At 58.2% G+C, this 20,934-nt stretch carries 21 protein-coding genes and 1 tRNA gene; 11 read left to right on the top strand and 11 right to left on the bottom strand.

Annotation, left to right across the window (positions count from 1 at the left end):
- Positions 1 to 40: 40 nt before the first annotated feature.
- The 4 genes from ABDX87_RS17490 to ABDX87_RS17505 form a co-directional block, all read right to left on the bottom strand.
- Positions 41 to 1,339, bottom strand: a complete 1,299-nt coding sequence (locus ABDX87_RS17490) for an NAD(P)/FAD-dependent oxidoreductase (RefSeq protein WP_346829009.1) — start codon at positions 1,337 to 1,339, stop codon at positions 41 to 43.
- Between the two features lie 63 nt (positions 1,340 to 1,402).
- A complete protein-coding gene (locus tag ABDX87_RS17495; protein WP_062378735.1) occupies positions 1,403 to 1,576 on the bottom strand; it encodes a DUF3094 family protein in 174 nt (57 codons plus the stop codon).
- A gap of 145 nt (positions 1,577 to 1,721) precedes the next feature.
- A complete protein-coding gene (locus ABDX87_RS17500; protein WP_081566644.1) occupies positions 1,722 to 2,351 on the bottom strand; it encodes a DUF1780 domain-containing protein in 630 nt (209 codons plus the stop codon).
- A gap of 225 nt (positions 2,352 to 2,576) precedes the next feature.
- A complete protein-coding gene (locus ABDX87_RS17505) occupies positions 2,577 to 3,479 on the bottom strand; it encodes a helix-turn-helix transcriptional regulator (protein ID WP_346829010.1) in 903 nt (300 codons plus the stop codon).
- Between the two features lie 322 nt (positions 3,480 to 3,801).
- Between ABDX87_RS17505 and ABDX87_RS17510 the strand changes: the two genes are divergently transcribed.
- The 5 genes from ABDX87_RS17510 to ABDX87_RS17530 all read left to right on the top strand — a co-directional run bounded on the left by ABDX87_RS17510 (position 3,802) and on the right by ABDX87_RS17530 (position 8,413).
- Positions 3,802 to 5,145 (top strand): MFS transporter, encoded by a 1,344-nt coding sequence (locus ABDX87_RS17510; RefSeq protein ID WP_346829011.1) that lies wholly within the window; start codon positions 3,802 to 3,804, stop codon positions 5,143 to 5,145.
- Between the two features lie 178 nt (positions 5,146 to 5,323).
- On the top strand, positions 5,324 to 6,019 hold the full coding sequence (locus ABDX87_RS17515) for a fumarylacetoacetate hydrolase family protein (protein ID WP_346829012.1): 696 nt from the start codon (positions 5,324 to 5,326) through the stop codon (positions 6,017 to 6,019).
- 60 nt (positions 6,020 to 6,079) lie between these two features.
- Entirely contained in the window at positions 6,080 to 6,844 is a 765-nt protein-coding gene (locus ABDX87_RS17520) for an SDR family oxidoreductase (protein ID WP_346829013.1), read from the top strand.
- A 32-nt stretch (positions 6,845 to 6,876) separates the two neighbouring features.
- Positions 6,877 to 7,830: a 2-hydroxyacid dehydrogenase gene (locus ABDX87_RS17525; RefSeq protein ID WP_346829014.1), complete on the top strand. Its 954-nt coding sequence runs from the start codon at positions 6,877 to 6,879 to the stop codon at positions 7,828 to 7,830.
- A gap of 121 nt (positions 7,831 to 7,951) precedes the next feature.
- Entirely contained in the window at positions 7,952 to 8,413 is a 462-nt protein-coding gene (locus tag ABDX87_RS17530; RefSeq protein WP_346829015.1) for a hypothetical protein, read from the top strand.
- A 6-nt stretch (positions 8,414 to 8,419) separates the two neighbouring features.
- On the opposite strand, the gene ABDX87_RS17535 is transcribed toward ABDX87_RS17530, so the two are convergent.
- A complete protein-coding gene (locus ABDX87_RS17535; protein WP_346829016.1) occupies positions 8,420 to 9,319 on the bottom strand; it encodes a LysR family transcriptional regulator in 900 nt (299 codons plus the stop codon).
- A 169-nt stretch (positions 9,320 to 9,488) separates the two neighbouring features.
- Between ABDX87_RS17535 and ABDX87_RS17540 the strand changes: the two genes are divergently transcribed.
- Both ABDX87_RS17540 and ABDX87_RS17545 read left to right on the top strand, forming a co-directional pair.
- Entirely contained in the window at positions 9,489 to 10,133 is a 645-nt protein-coding gene (locus tag ABDX87_RS17540; protein ID WP_346829017.1) for a hydrolase, read from the top strand.
- A gap of 135 nt (positions 10,134 to 10,268) precedes the next feature.
- The gene (locus ABDX87_RS17545) at positions 10,269 to 10,955 is read left to right on the top strand and encodes an energy-coupling factor ABC transporter permease (RefSeq protein ID WP_346829018.1); all 687 of its coding nucleotides are present in this window, start codon (positions 10,269 to 10,271) and stop codon (positions 10,953 to 10,955) included.
- A 227-nt stretch (positions 10,956 to 11,182) separates the two neighbouring features.
- On the opposite strand, the gene yacG is transcribed toward ABDX87_RS17545, so the two are convergent.
- From yacG to pilB, 5 genes are read right to left on the bottom strand one after another with little or no spacing between them, the layout of a single operon-like run.
- Complete coding sequence (gene yacG / locus ABDX87_RS17550; protein WP_062378727.1) at positions 11,183 to 11,386, bottom strand: DNA gyrase inhibitor YacG; 204 nt, start codon at positions 11,384 to 11,386, stop codon at positions 11,183 to 11,185.
- Positions 11,386 to 12,018, bottom strand: a complete 633-nt coding sequence (coaE, locus tag ABDX87_RS17555; protein ID WP_346829019.1) for a dephospho-CoA kinase — start codon at positions 12,016 to 12,018, stop codon at positions 11,386 to 11,388. The genes yacG and coaE overlap by 1 nt, the downstream gene beginning before the upstream one ends.
- Positions 12,015 to 12,887, bottom strand: coding sequence for a prepilin peptidase (locus ABDX87_RS17560; RefSeq protein ID WP_346829020.1), 873 nt, complete (start codon positions 12,885 to 12,887; stop codon positions 12,015 to 12,017). Before ABDX87_RS17560 ends, coaE begins: the two co-directional genes overlap by 4 nt.
- Before the next feature lie 2 nt (positions 12,888 to 12,889).
- Positions 12,890 to 14,125 carry a type II secretion system F family protein gene (locus ABDX87_RS17565; protein WP_346829021.1) on the bottom strand — a complete coding sequence of 412 codons (1,236 nt, stop codon included), beginning with the start codon at positions 14,123 to 14,125 and terminating at the stop codon, positions 12,890 to 12,892.
- Position 14,126: 1 nt separating this feature from the next.
- Complete coding sequence (gene pilB, locus ABDX87_RS17570) at positions 14,127 to 15,821, bottom strand: type IV-A pilus assembly ATPase PilB (protein ID WP_346829022.1); 1,695 nt, start codon at positions 15,819 to 15,821, stop codon at positions 14,127 to 14,129.
- Between the two features lie 72 nt (positions 15,822 to 15,893).
- Between pilB and ABDX87_RS17575 the strand changes: the two genes are divergently transcribed.
- Together ABDX87_RS17575 and ABDX87_RS17580 are read left to right on the top strand one after the other, a co-directional pair.
- On the top strand, positions 15,894 to 16,454 hold the full coding sequence (locus ABDX87_RS17575) for a pilin (RefSeq protein ID WP_346829023.1): 561 nt from the start codon (positions 15,894 to 15,896) through the stop codon (positions 16,452 to 16,454).
- A gap of 37 nt (positions 16,455 to 16,491) precedes the next feature.
- Positions 16,492 to 16,567: transfer RNA gene (locus tag ABDX87_RS17580), tRNA-Thr, on the top strand.
- Positions 16,568 to 16,757: 190 nt separating this feature from the next.
- Here ABDX87_RS17580 and nadC read toward each other — a convergent pair.
- The gene (gene nadC, locus ABDX87_RS17585; RefSeq protein WP_346829024.1) at positions 16,758 to 17,606 is read right to left on the bottom strand and encodes a carboxylating nicotinate-nucleotide diphosphorylase; all 849 of its coding nucleotides are present in this window, start codon (positions 17,604 to 17,606) and stop codon (positions 16,758 to 16,760) included.
- 385 nt (positions 17,607 to 17,991) lie between these two features.
- Here nadC and ABDX87_RS17590 point away from each other — a divergent pair, with 385 nt between their 5' ends.
- Both ABDX87_RS17590 and ampD read left to right on the top strand, forming a co-directional pair.
- The gene (locus ABDX87_RS17590; RefSeq protein WP_346829025.1) at positions 17,992 to 20,226 is read left to right on the top strand and encodes a DUF1631 domain-containing protein; all 2,235 of its coding nucleotides are present in this window, start codon (positions 17,992 to 17,994) and stop codon (positions 20,224 to 20,226) included.
- A 150-nt stretch (positions 20,227 to 20,376) separates the two neighbouring features.
- The gene (gene ampD / locus ABDX87_RS17595) at positions 20,377 to 20,925 is read left to right on the top strand and encodes a 1,6-anhydro-N-acetylmuramyl-L-alanine amidase AmpD (protein WP_346829026.1); all 549 of its coding nucleotides are present in this window, start codon (positions 20,377 to 20,379) and stop codon (positions 20,923 to 20,925) included.
- Positions 20,926 to 20,934: the final 9 nt, after the last annotated feature.

Raw genomic sequence — 20,934 nt, forward strand, 5'->3', positions numbered from 1 at the left:
GCGTGGGAACAATCAATTGAGGTGCGGCAGGCCGTGAACCTTAGTGCAGCTTCATCCTCGGCTCCGTCCCTCGTCCGATCCGACTGCCAAGCATCAGCATCAGCGTGCGGAAGGTGCCGTACAACGCCATCTGATGCATGCGATACAGCGACACATAGAACATCCGCGCCAGCCAGCCTTCGAGCATGACGCTGCCGGTCAGGTTGCCCATCAGATTACCCACCGCCGAGAACTTCGACAGCGAAATCAGCGAGCCGTAGTCCTTGTAGCTGTATTCCGGCAGATCACCGCCTTCGATACGCAGCTTCAGGGACTTCACCAGCAACGACGCCTGCTGGTGCGCCGCCTGCGCTCTCGGTGGAACATTGCGGTCGGTGCCTTTTTGAGGGCAGGCCGCGCAATCGCCGAACGCGAAGATGTTGTCGTCACGGGTGGTCTGCAGCGTCGGACGTACCTGAAGCTGATTGATGCGGTTGGTTTCCAGTCCGGCGATGCCTTCCAGAAACGCCGGTGCGCGAATACCCGCCGCCCAGACTTTCAGGGTCGCCGGGATCATCTGGCCTGTCGCCGTCACCAGACCTTCAGCCGTCACTTCACTCACCGCCGCGTTGGTCAGCACGGTGACGCCCAGTTTTTCCAGGGTCTTGTGAACCGGACCGCCGATGCGCTCAGGCAGGGCAGGCAGTACACGCGGACCGGCTTCGATCACCGTGATGCGCAGGTTCTCGGGTTTGATCTGGCCCAAACCATACGCGGCCAGCTCATGCGCGGCATTGTGCAGTTCAGCGGCCAGTTCGACGCCTGTCGCGCCTGCGCCGACGATGGCCACGTTGATTTCTTCCGTCGCTGCCAGCTCACTGGCGTGGGCGCGCAGGTAGCGATTGAGCAACTGCTGGTGGAAGCGTTCGGCCTGCTTGCGCGTATCGAGAAACAGGCAGTGTTCGGCCGCGCCTTTGGTGCCGAAATCATTGGTGGTGCTGCCGACGGAAATCACCAGCGTGTCGTAATCCAGGCTGCGTGCCGGGACCAGTTCGTCGCCGTTTTCATCCTGCGTGGCACCAAGATGAATCTGCTTGTTCTCGCGATCCAGGCCGGTCATGCGACCCAGCTGAAACTGGAAATGATTCCACTTGGCCTGGGCCACGTAGTTCAGCTCGTCCTCGTAGGAGTTGAGCGAACCGGCGGCCACTTCGTGCAGCAACGGTTTCCAGATGTGCGTTAGATTGGCGTCCACCAGCGTGACGCTGGCCGTGCCTTTCTTGCCCAGGGTTTTACCCAGGCGGGTAGCCAGCTCCAGACCACCAGCGCCTCCGCCGACGATCACGATACGATGAGTCATGGGGATATCTCATAAGGCTTAAGGAATTCTCTTTTGGCTCTATCCGAGCGAGCGCCAGGCAGCTCATAGCGTCAGATAGCTCAATAAACGGCTCAACAGACCCAGTCCGATCACCACGACCAGGACCACCACAAGGAGCAACCAGGGCCTGAAAGGCCGGCGCTCGACTTGATGCTGCGGTGCGCGAAGGTACTCTTCGACACGCTTTTGGTCCTCGGGGTTCAGGCGGCTGGTCATATAAGCCTCGTCATGAACATTGACCGGCGTCAGGCGACGACGGAGGTTGATGCGTTAACGTCGTTGACGACAGACGCCGGTGATTCGATACAGCCGATGTCTGCGTGCGATGTCGCTTTGTAACATTCGGCCCTGAATTGCGCCATCACAGGCTGATCCCCACATCGAACACCACGCTGCGCCCCAGGTTCGTGCGCAGAAAATCCGGCGCATCGGGGTGTGCGAACAGCACGCGAGCGAACGTAGGGCCTACCAGAGACAGCGAACGCCAGCCTTGACGCAAGTATTCGGTTGGCGGTGGAAAGTGGCTGTTGAGGTCCAGCACTTCGCGTTTGAGGCTGGCGAAAGCGATGATGTCCAGCTCACTCAGATCCAGTCCGCGTTCCTTGTAGTTGTGGGCTTTCTTGCGCAGCGTGGGCGCCAGGCGACGCAGCAGCTCGGAGGCCGGGATGCGCTTGGGTTTGGCTTCGCGCCGAACCAGCTGACTCAAGGAAAACGCACTGCGTCTGCGCTGCAGCTCTTCACGCCATTCATCGTTGAGGCGTCGGCCTTCATCGAGTACGAAGAACACCTCAAAACACGCATCGCGAAACAGTACGTCCGGCGGTTCTTGCCCGGCGGGCAGAAAATCGTCGGTGCGATGAGGGATGTTCAGGCCTTGCAGCAAACGCTGGCACACCCACCGTTCGCGCTCCCATTTGCGCGCGTTGGACAGGAATGCATTGGCTTGCTCGGCCTGGATCGTCAGCAGACGTAAGTAGTCGGAGTCATCCATGAGGGCAAGCTTAGCTCTCGAATGGAGAAATAAAACAGGGTTCTTTGATAGGTGTGGGGTACGGGGAAGGCTCAGGGCACTTGACCTGTGGGAGCGAATTCATTCGCGATGCAGCCGTACAGACGACCATTTGCTATCGATGGTATTGGCCTCTCGCGAATGAATTCGCTCCCACAGATCTCTCATGGGCCATTCGGACGTGGCCAAGGCGCCGTATTGCTTCGCCTACACGTCCCGCTGCTTGCGAAACTGCCCCGGCGGCATGCCATGGGCGTGGCGGAAGCGGCGGGAGAAGTAAGCCTCATCGGCGAACCCGCACAGCCTTGCGACTTCGCCCACCGGTTTGGAGCCATTGAGCAGCAGCGTTCGCGCCAGGTGCATGCGTCGCTCCAGCACCAATTCACTGAAGGTCTTTCCGACCTCTTTGCGCAGCCAGTGAGTGAGGTAATTGGGTGAAAGAAATGCCGCCGATGCGGCTTTTTTCAAACTCAAATCCGGGTCGCTGAGGTTCTTGCGCACGTATTCCGACATGCGCGCCAATGCATCGCGGCGGCTGCGTTCAGCCGCATTGTCGTCGGCCAGCAGTTTGATGGGCTCGGCATAAAGCGCGCACACCGTACCGATCAGTTGCAGCAAGCAGCCTTTCAGAATTTCCCGGGTACCGAACTGACGGTTCTGGTCCAGCGTGCGCATGCGGTCGAGCAGGCGCTGGATTTCAGCGAAGTTCTCGGTGTCGAGAGTGAAGTCCAGATGCTCCTGAAAACGGAACGGCGACAGCTCGGGCGCAAGGGCGATCGCGACGTCTTCCAGGTCCAGCGGATCGCATTGCAGCTGTGGGAGCAGAAAGGTCTGGGCGAAGTTGATCAGCAGGAAATTGCCTTCCGGCGGGTGCGGAATCAGGTGCAATTTGTGCGGCAGGATGAACGCCAGCGTGTTGCGCGGGAAGGGGCGAACGACGCCGCCAATGTGTTGCACGGTGTCGCCGCCCAGATTGATCTGGATCTGGAAATACTCGTGGCGATGGGGCGCGGTTTCCGGTTTGCCTTCGGTCTTGCCACGGATATAAAAATCAGGCCGCTCGCTGCGTTGCTGCATGCCGTACGTGGGGACGCGGTTGGCAGAGTCCATCGTGAATTTCCTCGCTGTTCTGCTTTTATTGTCAGTTGTCCTATGACTTCATTCAAAACCTTTCTGCTGGGCTGTGCGATTTTTTTTGTCCAAAAAATCCAGTGACGCGTCAAAAAAAACAGCCGCTCTAGATCGAGTCTTACACGCCGTATCGACCCTCTTTTGCCTGTCTCGGGTGCCTGGAAAATTCTTGGACAAATAATTAGGCCACCGTCCTGAAATCCAAAAACGTTCTAAGCAGCGCCTTGTTTAAAACCGGTCGTACGATAACTTAGAGGTGCGCTTCATCACTCGATTCCAATAAAAACAACGAGGAATTCTCATGTCGAGCAATCCTGATATTCAGGCGATCGACGCCGCCGTGGCCGCTCCCGCGGCAGCTGCTCCGGCCCGCCTGTCATCCCATCGTCGCTGGTTCATGCTTTCGCTGTTGCTGATCGCCACGATCATCAACTACGTGGACCGGGTCAATATCTCCATCGCGGCGCCCTTCATGGCCAAGGACCTGGGCCTGGATAAAGTCCAGATGGGACTGATCTTCTCCGCGTTCGCCTGGACCTATGCCTTCGCACTGGTGCCGGCCGGTTTCATCGCCGACCGTTTTGGCTCGCGACTGACCTATGGCGCGTCATTGATCTCATGGTCTGCGGTCACGGTATGCCAAGGCATGGCAGGTGGCTTTGCCTCGTTGTTCGGTCTGCGTCTGGCCATCGGCGCCATGGAAGCGCCTGCGTTCCCGGCCAACAGCCGCGCGGTCACCGTCTGGTTCCCGGCGCGCGAGCGTGGCATGGCCAGCAGTATCTATGTTTGTGGTCAGTACCTGGGCACGGCATTGTTCACCGGCTTGCTCCTGTGGCTGGCGACCACCTATGACTGGCGGCACGTGTTCTACAGCACCGGCATCGTCGGCATCCTGTTTGGTATCGCCTGGCTCTATCTCTACCGCGATCCGCTGAACTGCAAGAAGGTCAGCAAGCAAGAGCTCGAGTACATCGAGGCGGGCGGCGGTCTGGTCAAAAGCAGTCAGGACAAGAACAAATTCAAGTGGGCGCAGATTGCCGAGCTGCTCAAATATCGCCAAGTCTGGGCAATCTGCATCGGTAAGTTCGCGAGCACGTCGGCCCTGTATTTCTTCCTGACCTGGTTCCCGACTTACCTCATCGAAGAGCGGCACCTGACCATGGTCAAGGTCGGTATCTTCGCCGTGCTGCCGTTCATTGGCGCCACTGTCGGTGTATTGCTGGCAGGGTTCATCGCCGACTGGATGATCCGTCGCGGGGTGTCGTTGTCCTTCGCTCGCAAGCTGCCGTTGGTGGTGGGTTCGGCGCTGGGCATGTCGATCATGCTGGTCAATTTCACCGACTCCAACGAGCTCTGCATCGCGCTGCTGACCATCGCATTCTTCGCACAAGGCATTGCGTCTTCTTCCTGGGCGGCGGTGTCTGAAGTCGCGCCGAAAGAACTGATTGGTCTGACGGGTGGGATCACCAGTCTGGCCGCGAACATCGGCGGCATCGTGACGCCTATCGTCATCGGCCAAATTCTCCACCTCACAGGCAATTTCGCCTGGGCCTTCTGGTTCATCGGCGGTATGGCTTGCATCGGAACGCTGTCTTACTCGCTGTTGCTGGGCCGCATTTATCGGATCGAACTCAAGGCGAAGTAAGCCTCAAGCATGTGTGTGTGACTTTCTGCCGTACTGGGCAAAGGCGTACGTGAGTGCGCCTTTTTTATGCCTGAACGATTGAGTTTTTTAGTCCAGCGCAAACACGGTTTTGTCCAACTTTCGAGTGTTTTGATCCCGTAGTCTCTGGATGACAGGCCTCGGGCCATGAGGAAATGCCATGAGCAACTTTGTATTCGAACCCACGCGTGTGGCCAGTTTGCCGGTCAGCGGCAGTGATGCACGTTTCCCCGTCGCTCGTGTGTTTTGCCTGGGGCGAAACTACCACTGGGGTGATGCGCTGAATGCCGTGCGTGAAGTGCCCGCGTATTTCATGAAGCCCGCCACGTCGGTGATCGACGCCACAGGCGAGCTGGCGTTTCCAACCCAGACCCAACAGTTCTGCCACGAAATCGAACTGGTCGTGGCCATTGGCAAAGACGGTTTCGAGATCAGCGAAGAGCAGGCGCTCGACCATGTCTGGGGGTATGCCGCAGGCCTGGACCTGACGCGCCGTGATCTGCAAATGGCCGCCAAGGCCGTCGGTAACCCATGGGAGCCGGCCAAGGCATTCGACGGTTCTGCCCCCATCACCCCGATCTTGCCTGCGAGTCGCGACGGCCATCCAAGGCAGGGCGCGATCTGGCTCAGCGTCAACGGTGTCGAGCGCCAGCGCTCGGACCTCGAAAGCCAGATCTGGTCGGTCAGCGAAATTGTCAGTCAGCTTTCCCATTCGGTTAGTCTGCGCGCGGGTGATCTGATCATGACCGGGACACCGCCGGGCGTCGCGTCGCTTGAGGCGGGTGACGTGATCAATGGCGGTATCAGTGGTGTCGGCGAATTTGAAGTGCGGATCGGCAGCCGTCCCGCTGACTGACCGCTTTGAACACACCGCACTCAGACAAGCAGCATTCAGAAGAGCATCAGGAGAATAACAATGACTCAACAATCCCCTTCGAAAATTGCCTTGGTGACGGGCGCAGGCAGCGGTATCGGCCGCGCCGTAGCGCTCGGTCTGCTGGAAGACGGTTACAAGGTCGTGGTGACTGGCCGTCGTATCGAGCCACTGGAAGAACTGGTTGCGTTGGCGCGGGAACAAGGCGGCGAAGCGCTGGCAGTGTCGACCGACGTGCGCGATCCGGCCAGCGTCGACAAGCTGTTCGCGACCATCGATGAGGTCTACGGCCGACTCGACGTGGTGTTCAACAACGCAGGCGTCAACGCCCCTGCCGTGCCGATGGATGAGCTGCCGGTCGAGAAGTGGCTGAGCGTGATCGACACCAACGTCACCGGCGTTTTCCTGTGCAGCCGTGGCGCCTTTGGCCTGATGCGCAAACAGTCGCCGCAGGGTGGCCGGATCATCAACAACGGTTCGATCTCCGCACACGTTCCACGCCCGTTCACCGGCCCTTACACCGCCAGTAAGCACGCCGTGCTGGGCCTGACCAAAAGCCTGGCGCTGGACGGTCGCGAATTCAACATCGCGTGCAGCCAGATCGACATCGGCAACGCGCTGACCGAGTTGTCGGTGCGCATGACCAAAGGCGTGCGTCAGGCCAATGGTTCGATTGCGGTCGAGCCGATGATCGACGTCAAACACATTGCCGACGCGGTGCGTTACATCTCCGCGCTGCCGCTGTCCGCCAACGTGCTGAACATGACCGTCATGGCCACCAACATGCCCTTCGTGGGCCGTGGTTGATCCCGTCTGAATTCGATATGAGCGAGACTTCGATGAAACCTGAAATCCTCCAACTGAGCCCGATTCTGATTCCGGACGTCAACGCGAAGCTAAACGCGTTGTACACCGTGCGCCCTTACTTCCAACAGACCGACAAGGCGGCTTATCTGCGCGAACATGGCGCCAATATCCGTGGCGTGGTCACGGGCGGCCATACCGGCATCAAGCGCGAGGTGCTGGAGCAACTGCCGAACGTGGAAGTGATCGCGGTCAATGGCGTGGGCACTGACGCGGTGGACCTGAGCTATGCCCGTGATCGCGGCATTCGTGTCACCGCCACCATTGGCGCACTGACTGAAGACGTGGCCGACCTTGCGATCGGCTTGCTCATCTCGGCTTGCCGTGGACTCGGAACGGGCGATCGTTACGTGCGTTCCGGCGAATGGGCCAGGACCGCAACGCCCTTGGTACCGCTGCCGCTGGCGCGTCAGTTCAGCGGCATGCGCGTCGGCATCGTCGGCCTCGGGCGAGTAGGGCGTGCGGTTGCCACGCGTGCGGCGGCGTTTGGCTGCCCGATCAGCTACACCGACCTCCACGCCATGAGTGATGTGCCTTACACCTTTGTCAGTGACCTGGTGGAACTGGCGCGTCAAAGTGATGCGTTGATCGTGGCGGCGGCCGCCGACAACGCCAAGGGCATCATCAACGCCAAAGTGCTGCAAGCCTTGGGCGCGGAGGGTTACCTGATCAATGTCGCGCGGGGCAGTCTTGTGAACGAACCGGACCTGATCGCAGCGCTGGAATCCGGATCAATTGCCGGTGCCGGGCTGGATGTGTTCGTGGACGAGCCGAACGTGCCAGACGTGTTGTTTGGTCTTGAAACCGTGGTGCTGCAGCCTCACCGTGCCAGCGCGACCGTCCAGACGCGCACGCGCATGGGGGAAATGGTGCTGGCGAGCCTGGCGGCTGTGCTTGAGGGCCAGGAACCGGTGGGCGCGGTCGCTTGAGGGGCTGTTGCGAGGGTGTTGAACGTGCCGGTTGCGCAGAGGTTTTCGAGGGTTTGCGCAGCCGGATAATCGGCTAGAATCCGCGACATGTTTTTCCCCTCATCGTCGCGGGAGCGCTCCCTTGAAACTCTGGACCCTGCTGTTCATGGCTTTCCTTCCTTTTGCCGCCCATGCACTGGAAGTCGGCGACACACTCGCTCCCTGGACCTTGCTCGACCAGTACGATCAGCCCTACACGTTCGGTGACGACGCGCAGATTCTGTTGGTGGCGCGCAGCATGGACGCGGCGAAAATCGTCAACGGTGCATTGCAGAACACGCCAAAGACGTTCCTTGAGTCGCGTCATGCAGTATTCGTCGCCGACATCCAGAAGATGCCGGCCATCATTGCGAAGATGTTTGCCGTGCCTGCGATGCGCGCCTATTCCTATCGGGTGATGCTGGATCGCGACTCACGCGTGGTGCCGCGTTATCCCGGTGATGCAGAAAAGGTGCTCGTGCTGCGGCTGCACAACGGCAAGGTCGTCAGCCAGGCACAGTTCGACAACGCAGAAGCGCTGCATGGCGCCCTCGCACAGCCCTGAGCTGCGTCAGAAGCCGGCTGTGCCCAGCGCCAGCTCCGCCACCAGAAAATCAATGAACGCCCGCGTTTTCATCGGCACCCGGCGTGCCGATGGATACACCGCATTCACCGAAATCGCCGGCGCTTCCCACTCGCACAGCACCGGTTTCAATCGCCCGTCGGCCACGGCCCTTTCGACGATGAAGTTCGGCAGCAACGCGATGCCCATCCCCGAGACCGCCGCTTGCGCCAGGATATCGCCATTGTTCGCGTGCAACGGCCCGCTCACGGTCACGCGCTGGGTCTCCTTTCCGTTGCACAGTTGCAAGCTGATGCCGCTCTGCAAGTAGCCGTAACTCAGGAACTTGTGGTTGCTCAGGTCCTTGGGCGACTGCGGTATGCCCTCTTTGGCGAGATAAGCCGGGGAGGCGACCATGACCCGTGGCGCTGGTGCCAGCGCGCGCGCGACCATCGATGAGTCGGGCAGGCTGGCGATCCGGATCGTCACGTCAAAACCGCCCTTCACCGGGTCCACCTGCTGGTCACTCAACACCACTTGCAGCTCGACGTTGGGGTGACGCTCGTTGAACAGCGGGATCAGCGGGCCCAGACGGCTCAATCCAAACGACATCGGCGCGTTGACACGCAAAACCCCACGTATCTCGCCCATCCCTGTGCGTGCCCGCTGCTCGGCTTCGTCCAGGGAAGCAATGACATCACGACACGCGTCGTAGTACTCGGCGCCTGCTTCTGTCAGGTGCAGGCTGCGGGTCGTGCGCTGGAGAAGTTGTACGCCGATGGCTTCTTCCAATGCCTGAATCTGTTTACTGACTTTCGAGCGTGGTACGTCCAGCGCGCGGGCGGCTGCGGCAAAGCCATTGGCGCCGACGGTGGCGACAAAAGCACGCATGCATTCGATACGGTCCATTAACGTCCCTAATATGGAAACAATGAGTCTCAATTCTATGGGATTGTTCCGAAGTCGACCAGTCCGTACATTTACTCCCAAGCCAGCAAGCAAACAGCTCAACGGGCAGAACCCACGAGCTAGAGCGGCTACCTCTACTGACCATTATCGACATCCAAAGGAACATGCCATGTCTATCCGCGAACTGCTGAACCCAACCAACGCTGCTCTGATCCTGATCGACCACCAGCCGCAAATGGCCTTCGGCGTGCAGTCGATCGATCGTCAAACACTGAAGAACAACGCCGTCGGCCTGGCCAAAGCCGCGAAGATCTTCAACGTACCGACGATCTTCACCTCGGTGGAAACCAAGAGCTTCAGCGGTTACATCTGGCCTGAGCTGCTGGCGGTACACCCGGAGCAACAGCCCATCGAGCGTACTTCGATGAACTCCTGGGAAGACAAGAAGCTGGTAGAAGCGGTCAAGGCGACCGGTCGCAAGAAGTTGATCATCGCAGCACTGTGGACCGAGGTCTGCCTGAACTTCCCGACGCTGGACGCACTGGCTGAAGGCTACGAGGTGTACATCGTCACCGACGCCTCGGGCGGCACGACCAAGGAAGCACACGACATGTCGGTGCAGCGCATGATTCAGGCTGGCGCCGTACCCGTGACCTGGCAACAAGTTCTGCTCGAATTCCAGCGCGACTGGGCACACAAGGAAACGTACGAAGCGGTCATGCAACTGGTCCTGGAGCACAGCGGCGCTTACGGCATGGGTGTCGACTACGCCTACACCATGGTTCACGGTGCACCGCAGCGTAAGCTCGACTGATCTGCAAAAAATTGATCACTGAAACACCCGATCGGGCGAATAAATACGCTCCATCGGGTGTTTTTGGTTTGGACACGCAGGCTGTTTTAGCAGGAGTAGACTGCTTCTTATCCGAACACAGAAGAACAACTCATCATGATCGGAACCCAAGTGCTCACCTCGCAAACCATGATCCTCGCCTGGCTCTTCTATGTGCCCCTGCTGCTGTGGGCGGTTTGGCGGTGTCCCTGGGTTGAACTGTTCAGCGACACACGACGCCAGCATCTGCTGTTCGGCACCGTGTTCGCGTTGTTTCTGCTGTGGTTGATGCGTCGGGACTTCGACACCGGCGTCTCGTACCACCTGCTGGGCATGACCGCCGTGACATTACTGCTGGACTGGCCGTTGGCGATGGTCGGCGGGTTGATTGCGCAGCTCGGGCTACTGGCGATGGGGCGACAGGACCTGGCATCGCTTGGGGTCAATGGCCTGCTGTTGGTCGTGATGCCGGTGCTGATCACGGAAGGCTGCTCGCTGATTGTCGAGCGTGCCCAGCCGAAAAATCCGTTTACCTACATCTTCTGCTCGGGGTTCTTCGCCGCGGCGCTGGTGGCGCTGTCGTGCCTGCTGGTCGCGATGGGATTACTGTGGTTCGACGGGCTGTTTGCGATGCCGGAATGGCTGGGGGATTTCATCGGCTATGTGTGGCTGATCATCTTCCCTGAAGCCTTCATCAACGGGATGATCGTCACCGCCCTGGTGGTGTTTTGTCCCGAGTGGCTGGAAACGTTCAACCGCACGCGTTATCTGTCAGATCCATGGACGGATGATGGGGATACGTGAGGTGCTTTGGACGCGAGCCGGCTTGATGCAGGCCGCGATCGGGTGGATGCGGTGGGTCAGATACTGACAACTCGCATTACCTGTGGGAGCGAGCTTGCTCGCGAATGCGGTATATCTCATACATCTCTGGCGGCTGACCCACCGCATTCGCTGCCCTCGTAACCTCGGACGTCTCCTACAGGGCCCGAGTCATCAGTGAGCGGGTCGTCAGTCAGTTCGGGATTCGATCAATGCTGCCTTGGATCGAAATCACCCGAAAACAACTCATCCTCCGCATCCGGCGCGACCGGAATCGCATGTTCTTCCGACGCCCAGGCGCCCAGGTCGATCAGCTTGCAGCGGTCCGAACAGAACGGCCGGAATTTACTCTCCGGCGTCCATTCCACCGGGGCTCCGCAGGTTGGACAATCGACGGTCATTGGTTGGCTCATCATTGGCCTCCACGCAAAGTTAGATAAAAGTGATGCAGTCGCTCGACTTCGCTTTTCAGCCAGGTCGGGTCGCGGTCGTTGACGATCACGTCATCGGCGCGACGTAGACGTTCTTCACGGCTGGCCTGTGCCTTGAGAATCGCCCGAACCTGCGCTTCGTTGGTTTTGTCACGCAGCACCGTGCGCTCGATCTGCACCGCCTCGGGCACATCGATCACGAGGATGCGTTGGACCATCTGATGCTGCGAAGTCTCCAGCAGCAGCGGCGACACCAGAATCGCATAAGGCGATTGCGCGCGAGCCAGGTACTGCTTGATCTCCTCGCGAATCAACGGATGCAGCAAACCTTCCAACCAGACCCGCTGCTGCGGATCCTTGAAGATCAGCTCGCGCAACGCCGCACGGTCCAGTGTGCCGTCGGCCTGTAGCACGCCCGCGCCAAAGTGCTCGGCGATTTGCGAAAGGGCAGGTCGCCCCGGTTCGACCACCCAGCGGGCGGCGTTATCGGCGTCCACCAAATGGATACCCAGATCGACAAAACACTGTGCAGCGGCACTCTTGCCGCTGCCGATGCCGCCAGTGAGACCCAGAATCCAGGGTTGTTGAGCGGGTGGTGTTTCGGGAGCAATCATCTGAAACCGGCGATCTGCATATACGAAGTCGTTATTTGATCACCCCAGAGCAGTGCGATCCACCCCGCGATGGCCAGATAAGGGCCGAAGGGGATCGGCGTGCTGGTTTCGACGTTACGCAGACGCAGCAAAATCAGGCCCAACACCGCCCCGACAATCGACGACAAAAGAATCGTCAGCGGCAAAATCTGCCAGCCACCCCAAGCGCCGAGCATCGCCAGCAACTTGAAATCGCCGTAGCCCATGCCTTCTTTGCCGGTGATCAACTTGAACAGCCAGAACACACACCACAACACCAGATACCCGAACACCGCGCCCCACAATGCATCGGTCAGCGACGTGAACAGCCCGAAGGCATTGACGATCAACCCCAGCCACAACAGCGGCAACACGATCGCATCGGGCAACAACTGGTGATCGGCGTCGATCAGGCTCATCGACAGCAAACCCCAACTCAACACCAACACCGCGCCCGCTGGCCAGCCAAACCCGAAATGCCACGCCACAAACGCCGACAGCAACCCACAAGCCAGCTCCACCAACGGATAACGCTTGCTGATCGGCGCCTTGCAACGCGAACACTTACCGCCAAGGAACACATAACTCACCACCGGCAGATTCTCCCACGCACGGATCTTGTGGGAACAGTGCGGGCAACGCGAATGCGGGAGGATCAGGTTGAAGGTTTCCGCTTGCGGCTCGGCAGGCAATTCAAGCACTTCCCGCGCCTGAGCTTTCCAGTCGCGCAGCATCATTTTCGGCAGGCGGTAAACGACGACGTTGAGGAAGCTGCCGACGAGCAGGCCTAAAACGAGGGTGCATAGAATGAAGGCCAGCGGAGAGCTGGCCAGGAGGTCGAGGAGGGACATGGTTAGACGACGCTGCCGAGTTTGAAGATGGGGAGGTACATGGCGATGACAAGGCCGCCGACGATGACGCCCAAGACGGCCATGATCATGGGTTCCATGAGGCTGGTGAGGCTGTCGACCATATTGTCGACTTCTTCCTCGTAATAGGTTGCGACTTTATCGAGCATGGAGTCCAAAGCGCCGGATTCTTCTCCGATAGCAGTCATTTGGACAGCCAAGGTGGGAAAGACGCCAGTGCTTCGCATGGAAAAATTCAACTGCATGCCTGTCGATACGTCCTGCTTTACCTTATTGACGGCATTCTTGAAGATGATATTGCCCGTCGCGCCTGACACAGAGTCGAGCGCATCAACCAAAGGGACGCCTGCCGCGAACGTCGTTGCCAACGTCCGGGCAAACCGTGCGACCGCGGATTTGTACAGCAGCGGGCCGATAACAGGAACCTTGAGCAGCGTCCGGTCAAGGCCGTTTCTAAATTTTTCTGACGTTTTATGGGCGCGCTTGAATGCAAAGATCATAGCGAACAGTGCCACGAGGACGATAAACCAATAGTCCTGAAGGTATTGGGACAAGTTGATAACCATTACCGTGAAGGCAGGCAATTCGGCTCCAAAGCCCGCAAACAACGATTGAAACTGCGGCACGACCTTGATGAGCAAAATGCCCGTCACGATAAACGCGACGATGACTACTGCAATGGGATAGGTCATCGCTTTTTTGATTTTCGCCTTCAGCGATTCAGTTTTTTCCTTATACGTTGCCACACGGTCCAGAAGCGACTCCAGGGCACCGGCCTGTTCACCTGCGTCCACAAGATTGCAAAATAAATCGTCGAAGTATTGGGGCTTTTGTCGCAAGGCGGTCGCAAAGCTATGACCTGCAGCAACCTCCTGCTTGATGTCGTCCACCAGCTTGCGCATGTTAGGGTTGGCAGAGCCCTCACTGATGATGTCGAAAGACTGCAGCAGTGGCACCCCAGCCTTCATCATGGTTGCCATCTGGCGTGAGAAAAATGCGATGTCCAGCGGTTTGATTTTCTTGCCCGCGCTAAAGATCGAAACCGACTTCTTACGAACTTTTAGCGGATTAACGCCTTGCTTTCGCAGCTGCGCCTTGATCAGCGCAGGGCTGTGACCTGTAAGCTCGCCAGTAACTTTTGCGCCTTTTCTGTCCACCCCTTCCCACACATATACGACAGGTTTGGCCACCTTTGGGGTCTTCACTGCTTTGGTTGCCATGTCAGTCCTTGGTTACCCGGTTTATTTCCTCAAGGCTGGTGACGCCTTGCATTGCCTTCAGCAGGCCAGAGGTGCGCAAGTCATTGAAGCCGTCCTTGCGCATTTGGGTGGAAATTTCGATGGAGTTGCCTTCTTCCATGATGATGCGCTCGAGGGCTGGGGTATTTTTCACCACTTCATAGATGCCCACGCGACCTTTATAACCTCCGTTGCATTGATCGCAGCCTACCGGTGAGTAGAGTTTGAAGCTGCCAATTCGGTCTTCTGGAAATCCTTCGGCCAGCAGTGTGTCCTTGGGGACATCGATCTCTTTCTTGCAGTGCGGGCAAAGTTTTCGCGCAAGGCGTTGGGCGATAATCAGATTAATCGCAGTCGCGATGTTAAAGGCTGCAATGCCCATGTGATGAAGGCGCGTCAACGTTTCTGCTGCGCTATTCGTGTGTAGCGTCGACAGCACCATGTGGCCGGTTTGCGAAGCCTTGATCGCGATTTCAGCCGTTTCGAGGTCGCGGATTTCCCCCACCATAATCACGTCTGGGTCCTGGCGCAAAAAAGCTCTCAAAGCTTGGGAGAAGTCCATGCCTTGGCGAGGGTTGACGTTGACTTGATTGATGCCCTCCAGGTTGATCTCTACAGGGTCTTCCGCTGTGGAAATGTTGATGTCGACGGTGTTCAGAATATTCAGGCCCGTATAAAGAGAAACCGTTTTGCCTGAACCCGTTGGCCCTGTCACAAGAATCATGCCTTGAGGCTGGCGGAGCGCTTGCAGATAGAGCTCCTTTTGCTCCGGCTCATAACCCAAGGCATCAATACCCATTTGGGCACTGGTCGGGTCAAGGATACGCATGACGATTTTTTCGCCCCACAACGTAGGGAGCGTGTTCACGCGAAAATCGATGGCGCGGTTCTTCGAAATCCGTAGTTTGATTCGGCCATCCTGAGGCTTGCGTCGTTCAGAGATGTCCAGCCCAGCCATGACCTTCAATCGAGCCGCGATTCGTCCAGCCAGTTGCGTCGGAGGTTTGGCGACCTCGTGCAAAATGCCATCTGTCCGCAGACGCACGCGGAAGATTTTTTCATAGGGCTCAAAGTGGAGGTCCGAGGAGCCAAGGCGGATGGCGTCCAACAGCATCTTGTTGACGAAGCGAACAACAGGCGCATCCTCGGCATCCACTTCGCCTAAGGTGGTCTCTTTGCTGTCTGTGGTGGACTCGATCTCGAGACTGAGATCAACGTCTGCCATTTCTCCCAGACCACTATGAGTGTCAAAAAATTTGTCGATGGCGACGCTTAGTTTGTCGTCCTCAACCAGAATGGCTTCCGTGTTCAACCCAGTGCTGAACTGAATGTCTGTGATTGCCTGATGGTTTGTTGGGTCGGAAACACCCACAAACAGCTTGTTGCCACGTCGCCATAAAGGGAGTGCCGAGTGCTGGCGGACGAGTTTTTCGCTGACCAGCCCTTTGGGTTGGCTTTCTTTATCGAGGGTGCTGAGGTCGAGGAACGGAAGTCCGAACTGATCCGAGGCGACCTCTGCCAGGGTCAAACTGTTCACCAGCTTGTTCTGAACCAGATAGCTCACCAGAGAGAGCTTGTCGCGTCGTGCCTGCTGATAGGCCTGCTGTGCAACTTTTTCATTGAGCAGTTCGGCCACAACGAGTTGTTTGGCCAAACCGGTGAGGACAACATCAGTCATAAAACCACCGAACGCAGACAGTGAGTGGTTTATAGCGTAGTCGGGGCGCACTTCCAAATAGATGCTACAGGTGTGACAAAAATTGTCACTTTTTGGCTAAATCAGAGCAAACGCATTGAGCTGGGCGTTCTGAACCCGGCCTGTTTCTGGGAGGGAAGTTTGGCACAAGGCATGCAAGCACAGCAGTCACCATCACCGCAGCGTCATGATTTTGGAGAAGTACTCATGAAGGCACAAAAAGGTTTCACACTTATCGAACTGATGATCGTCGTTGCGATCATCGGTATTCTGGCGGCGATCGCTATCCCGGCTTACTCCAAGTATCAGGCTAAGGCCAAGGTAACTGCTGGGTATGCTGAGTTGACTGCTTTGAAAACCGGCTACGAAGACCAAATTAATCAGGGCGCGACCCCATCTTCCACCAACATCAACGTCCCAACCTCCTCAACCTGCACAGTTACAGTAGGCACTGGCGCAACTGCCTTGGTTTGCACTTTGGTGAACGCACCGCCGGTCGTGAACAGCAAAAAGATTACTCTGGCTCGAACTGATGATGGAACATGGACATGCACCACCGAGGTTGCCGCCGATTACCAGCCTAAAGGATGTGGCAGCGCTGCAACTGGTGGTTGATAAATCGTTGGCTTAGCTTTATAAGCTTCGCGAACTAGCCGAAATAGCTCAGTCGGTAGAGCAGCGCACTCGTAACGCGAAGGTCGTAGGTTCGATTCCTATTTTCGGCACCAGAAACACAAAAAGCCCGGTCCTCAAGACCGGGCTTTTCCGTTTCCGGAGGGTTCGACATCCTGTAGGAGCGCGCTTGCCCGCGATTGCGGTGTGTCATTCACCCTCAGTGTTGTCAGACACATAGCAATCGCGAGCAAGCTCACTCCTACAGGTTTTGCGGTGTTCGTTGAATCAGCGGGACGGCGTCCGTCAAGCGCTCAACCGCATCGACAAATCCACGGCCTTCACATCTTTGGTCAGCGTCCCTATCGAGATGTAATCCACGCCCGTTTCAGCAATTGTGCGCAAGGTCGCATCGGTCACTCCGCCGCTGGCTTCAAGCTTCGCTTTGCCTGCCGTGAGGCGGACGGCTTCGCGCATGTCGTCCAGGCTCAGTTCGTCGAGCATGATGATGTCGGCGCCGCCGTCGAGGGCTTGTTTGAGTTCGTCGAGGTTTTCGACTTCGACTTCCACCGGTTTGCCCGGCGCAATCTTGTGGGCAGCGGTGATGGCTTCGGCGATGCCGCCGCAGGCTGCGATGTGGTTTTCCTTGATCAGGAAGGCATCGAACAGGCCGATCCGGTGGTTGTGGCAACCGCCGCAGGTCACGGCGTATTTCTGTGCCTGTCGCAGGCCCGGCAATGTTTTGCGGGTGTCGAGCAGTTTGACTTGGGTGTCGGCGACCATGTCGGCGTAATGCTGGGCGCGGGTGGCGACGCCTGAGAGCATCTGCAGGAAGTTGAGCGCGCTGCGCTCGCCTGTCAGCAACGAGCGGGCAGGGCCTTCGAGATGGAACAGAGGTTGGTTGGGTTTGACCCGCTCACCGTCGGCGACTTGCCAATGCACCGCGACGCGCTGATCCAGCTGACGAAAAACGCTGTCGACCCAGGCCGTGCCGGCGATCACCGCAGCATCGCGGGAAATCACGGTGGCCTTGGCCAGACGCTCGGCGGGAATCAGCTGTGCAGTGATGTCGCCACTGCCGACGTCCTCCAGCAACGCACGGCGTACGTTGGCTTCGATCTCGGCGGTCAGCGTGGCAAGACGTAGATTCGGCATATCGGGCTCCACTTACTAAGTGCCCGGAGTATAAGGCAGTCGACTGTACCAACCCACATGCGTGACACCACGCGTTTGAGTGTATCAGCTGCACTTTGTCGGTTTTTTCGCTTCTTATGCGACAGATTGCGATTTTCGCGGTCTATCGCTGCACATGATTCTTCGTCCCCTCCTACTATTTCAATCAAGGCGAAGAGTCCGCTGGCGAGCGGGCAGCATTTAAAACATAATTCGCCTTGCATTTGACGTCATAGCTTTGACGTTCCGCCTGTACACCCCAGGGACAACACCTTTGAGCGCCGTCCAATCGGAGGCTTCCTCCGTTTGTGATCAGGTTGTGGCTGTGCATTCGTTGTTGAGTGATGTTGGATGAAAGGAGTCCTTGATGCAGAACGACAATAAAGTGGTGCCCTTGAGCAAAACGGGGCCGGATATTCCGGGGTCTTCGCCTGTCGCTCGGCTGCCCGTCGTTCTGTTGCAGGTGCGCGACAAAGCCGCGCAGCAACTCAAGGAAAGCCTGCAGACCCTCTTCGATAACGCCGATGACACCTTGTTTGAAATGGCGGACCGGGCGCATAACAACGCCGAACAGAATGTCTTTTTTGAAGCCATGCGCGACCTGCGCCTGAAGCGAAAGAGCATCGAACGTAACTTCCTGGACAAATTCTTCGAGGCGTTTCTGCGCCTCGGTCAGTACGAGCTCGCCGAGCCGATCCTTGCTGAACCTGTTTCTTTCGACAAACTCGCGCTGGTTCACAACGACGACCTCGAGCGCACGGTGGCCGTCGATGCCATGGTGACCAAGGTCGTGAACCGCGATGGTGTGGCGCTGAGCCAGCTCACCACGCGTTTGAACGAACTCATTCCGCAACCGCTGACCGACGAAACCAACCCGCTTGGTCCGACCCTGCTGTGCGATTTCTTTTTGCAGGCCGGTCGCAATCTCGGCGTCGAGATCAAGGTCAAGCTGATCATCCTCAAGCTGTTTGAAAAGTACGCGTTGACCAACGCTGATCAGCTGTATGAAGAGGCCAACCTGCTGCTGATATCTGCGGGTGTGTTGCCGGACCTGAAAGTATTGCCGTCGCGTCGCTCGACCGATCGTTCCACCAGCTCGGCGACTGAAGCCCAGCGCGCTGACAGCGCGGCGCTTGTTCAGGCCGCCGAGAAGCTCGACAAGAGCGTTCAGGAAGTTTTCTCCGCCTTGCAGGAGCTGCTGGTCCATGTGCGCGGTAACCTGACGCCACATCCGGACAGCAACGCCGAGGCTCGCCCGATTTCAAGCCAGGACCTGCTGCGCCTGTTGTCGCATCTGCAGCAATACGTACCCCGCGCCGAGAACCCGGACGACTTCGACTTGCGTGCGCAACTGGAGCAACTGATCGGTCGTGTAAGTGCCCGCAGCGGTAAATTCCGCACGGTCGGCACCATCGACGAGGACGTGATCAACCTCATCTCGATGCTCTTCGAATTCATTCTCGATGACCGTAACCTGCCAGGCTCGTTGCGTGCATTGATTGGCCGTTTACAGATCCCGATGCTCAAGGTCGCCGTCATCGACAAGAGTTTCTTCAGCCGCGGCAGCCATCCTGCCCGTCGTCTGTTGAATGAAATCGCGTCGGCGGCACTGGGCTGGGGCGGGCGTGACGACAGCCAGCGGGATTCGCTGTACACGCGCATCGATCAGATCGTGCAACGCCTGTTGCACGACTTCGTCGATGACCCGGCGATCTTCACCGAACTGCTGGTCGACTTCCTGGCCTTTACCAGTGACGAACGTCGCCGCAGTGAGCTGCTGGAACAACGCACCCGTGATGCCGAAGAAGGCCGCGCGCTGGCCGAACTGGCGCGTCAGCGGGTTCAGCAAGCGCTCAATGATCGCCTGCTGGGGCGCACGCTGCCGGAAGTTGTCGTGCGTCTGTTGCAGGAAGCCTGGAGTAAAGTCCTGCTGCTCACCTGTCTCAAGCACGGCGAGCAGTCAGTTGAGTGGGCGGCCGGTCTTCAAGCGATGGACGATCTGATCTGGAGCGTTGAGCCCCATGACGAGCCGGACGCCCGTCAGCGTCTACTCGAGCTGGTGCCGGGTCTGTTGAAGTCGCTGCGCGATGGTCTGAGCAGTGCCGCGTTCGACCCGTTCGCCACCAGCGAGTTTTTCAGCCAGCTCGAAGCGTTGCATGTGCAGGCATTCAATCACGTGGCCCGTCCGGCCGGTGACGCGGATGAAGTCGTGGCCGATGAGCCGGGTGACGGCCCGACGATGATGGCCGTTGTTGAAGAAATCGTGCTGGTCGCGCCGGGCGAGCAGGTCATCAGCGAGCCTTCTCTGCATTTGCCCGAGAACGATGAGGGGCTGATGCAAGTCGACAAACTACGCTTGGGAAGCTGGGTTGAAATCCAGGAAGACGAAGACCACAAGCTGCGTTGCAAGCTGGCGGCGATCGTTGAGCCGAGCGGACGCTATGTGTTCGTCAACCGCACGGGCATGAAGGTCCTGGAAAAGACGCGCATGGGCCTGGCGGTCGAATTCCGTCGCGGCACGATTCGCGTGCTGGACGATTCGCTGCTGTTCGACCGGGCGCTGGAGTCGGTGCTGGGGAATCTGCGCAAGCTCAAAGGCTGAGCCGCTTCGCCCTCCCACAGGTTATTCGTCGCGGGCACGGTCAAGTGCCCGCACAGAACCCATCGGCGAATCGAATCACGATTCGCCGCCCACATCGTTTCTCATCACGGGCATACTGGCCGCTGTCGATTCACGTTCCAAGGACCCTCCATGCAATTGGACCCTGCCACGGGTTGGTGCCATGGCGCGCACCATTGCCCTTCGCCCAACTTCAATGCTCGCCCCGAAGCCGAGATCTCGTTGCTGGTGATTCACAACATCAGCCTGCCGCCGGCTCAGTTCAAGACGGGCAAGGTGCAGGAATTCTTTCAGAACCGGCTGGACGTCACAGAGCATCCCTACTTTGAAGGCATCGCTGAACTGCGGGTGTCCGCGCATTTTCTGATCGAGCGCGACGGCGAACTCACGCAGTTCGTGTCCTGTCTGGATCGGGCGTGGCATGCCGGTGTATCGGTGTTCGACGGGCGTGAGACGTGCAACGACTTTTCCGTGGGTATCGAGCTGGAAGGCACTGACGATCAGCCTTTCACCGATGCGCAATACGACACGCTGATCGCCCTGACCCGACAGTTGCAGTCGGCATGGCCTGCGATCACCCCACTACGAATAACCGGGCACAGCGACATCGCGCCGGGACGCAAGACCGATCCGGGGCCATGCTTTGACTGGGCACGGTTTCGTTCGGCTTTGCAGGACTGAATCAAGGAG

This window comes from Pseudomonas abietaniphila, from assembly GCF_039697315.1.
Lineage (GTDB): Bacteria > Pseudomonadota > Gammaproteobacteria > Pseudomonadales > Pseudomonadaceae > Aquipseudomonas > Aquipseudomonas abietaniphila_B.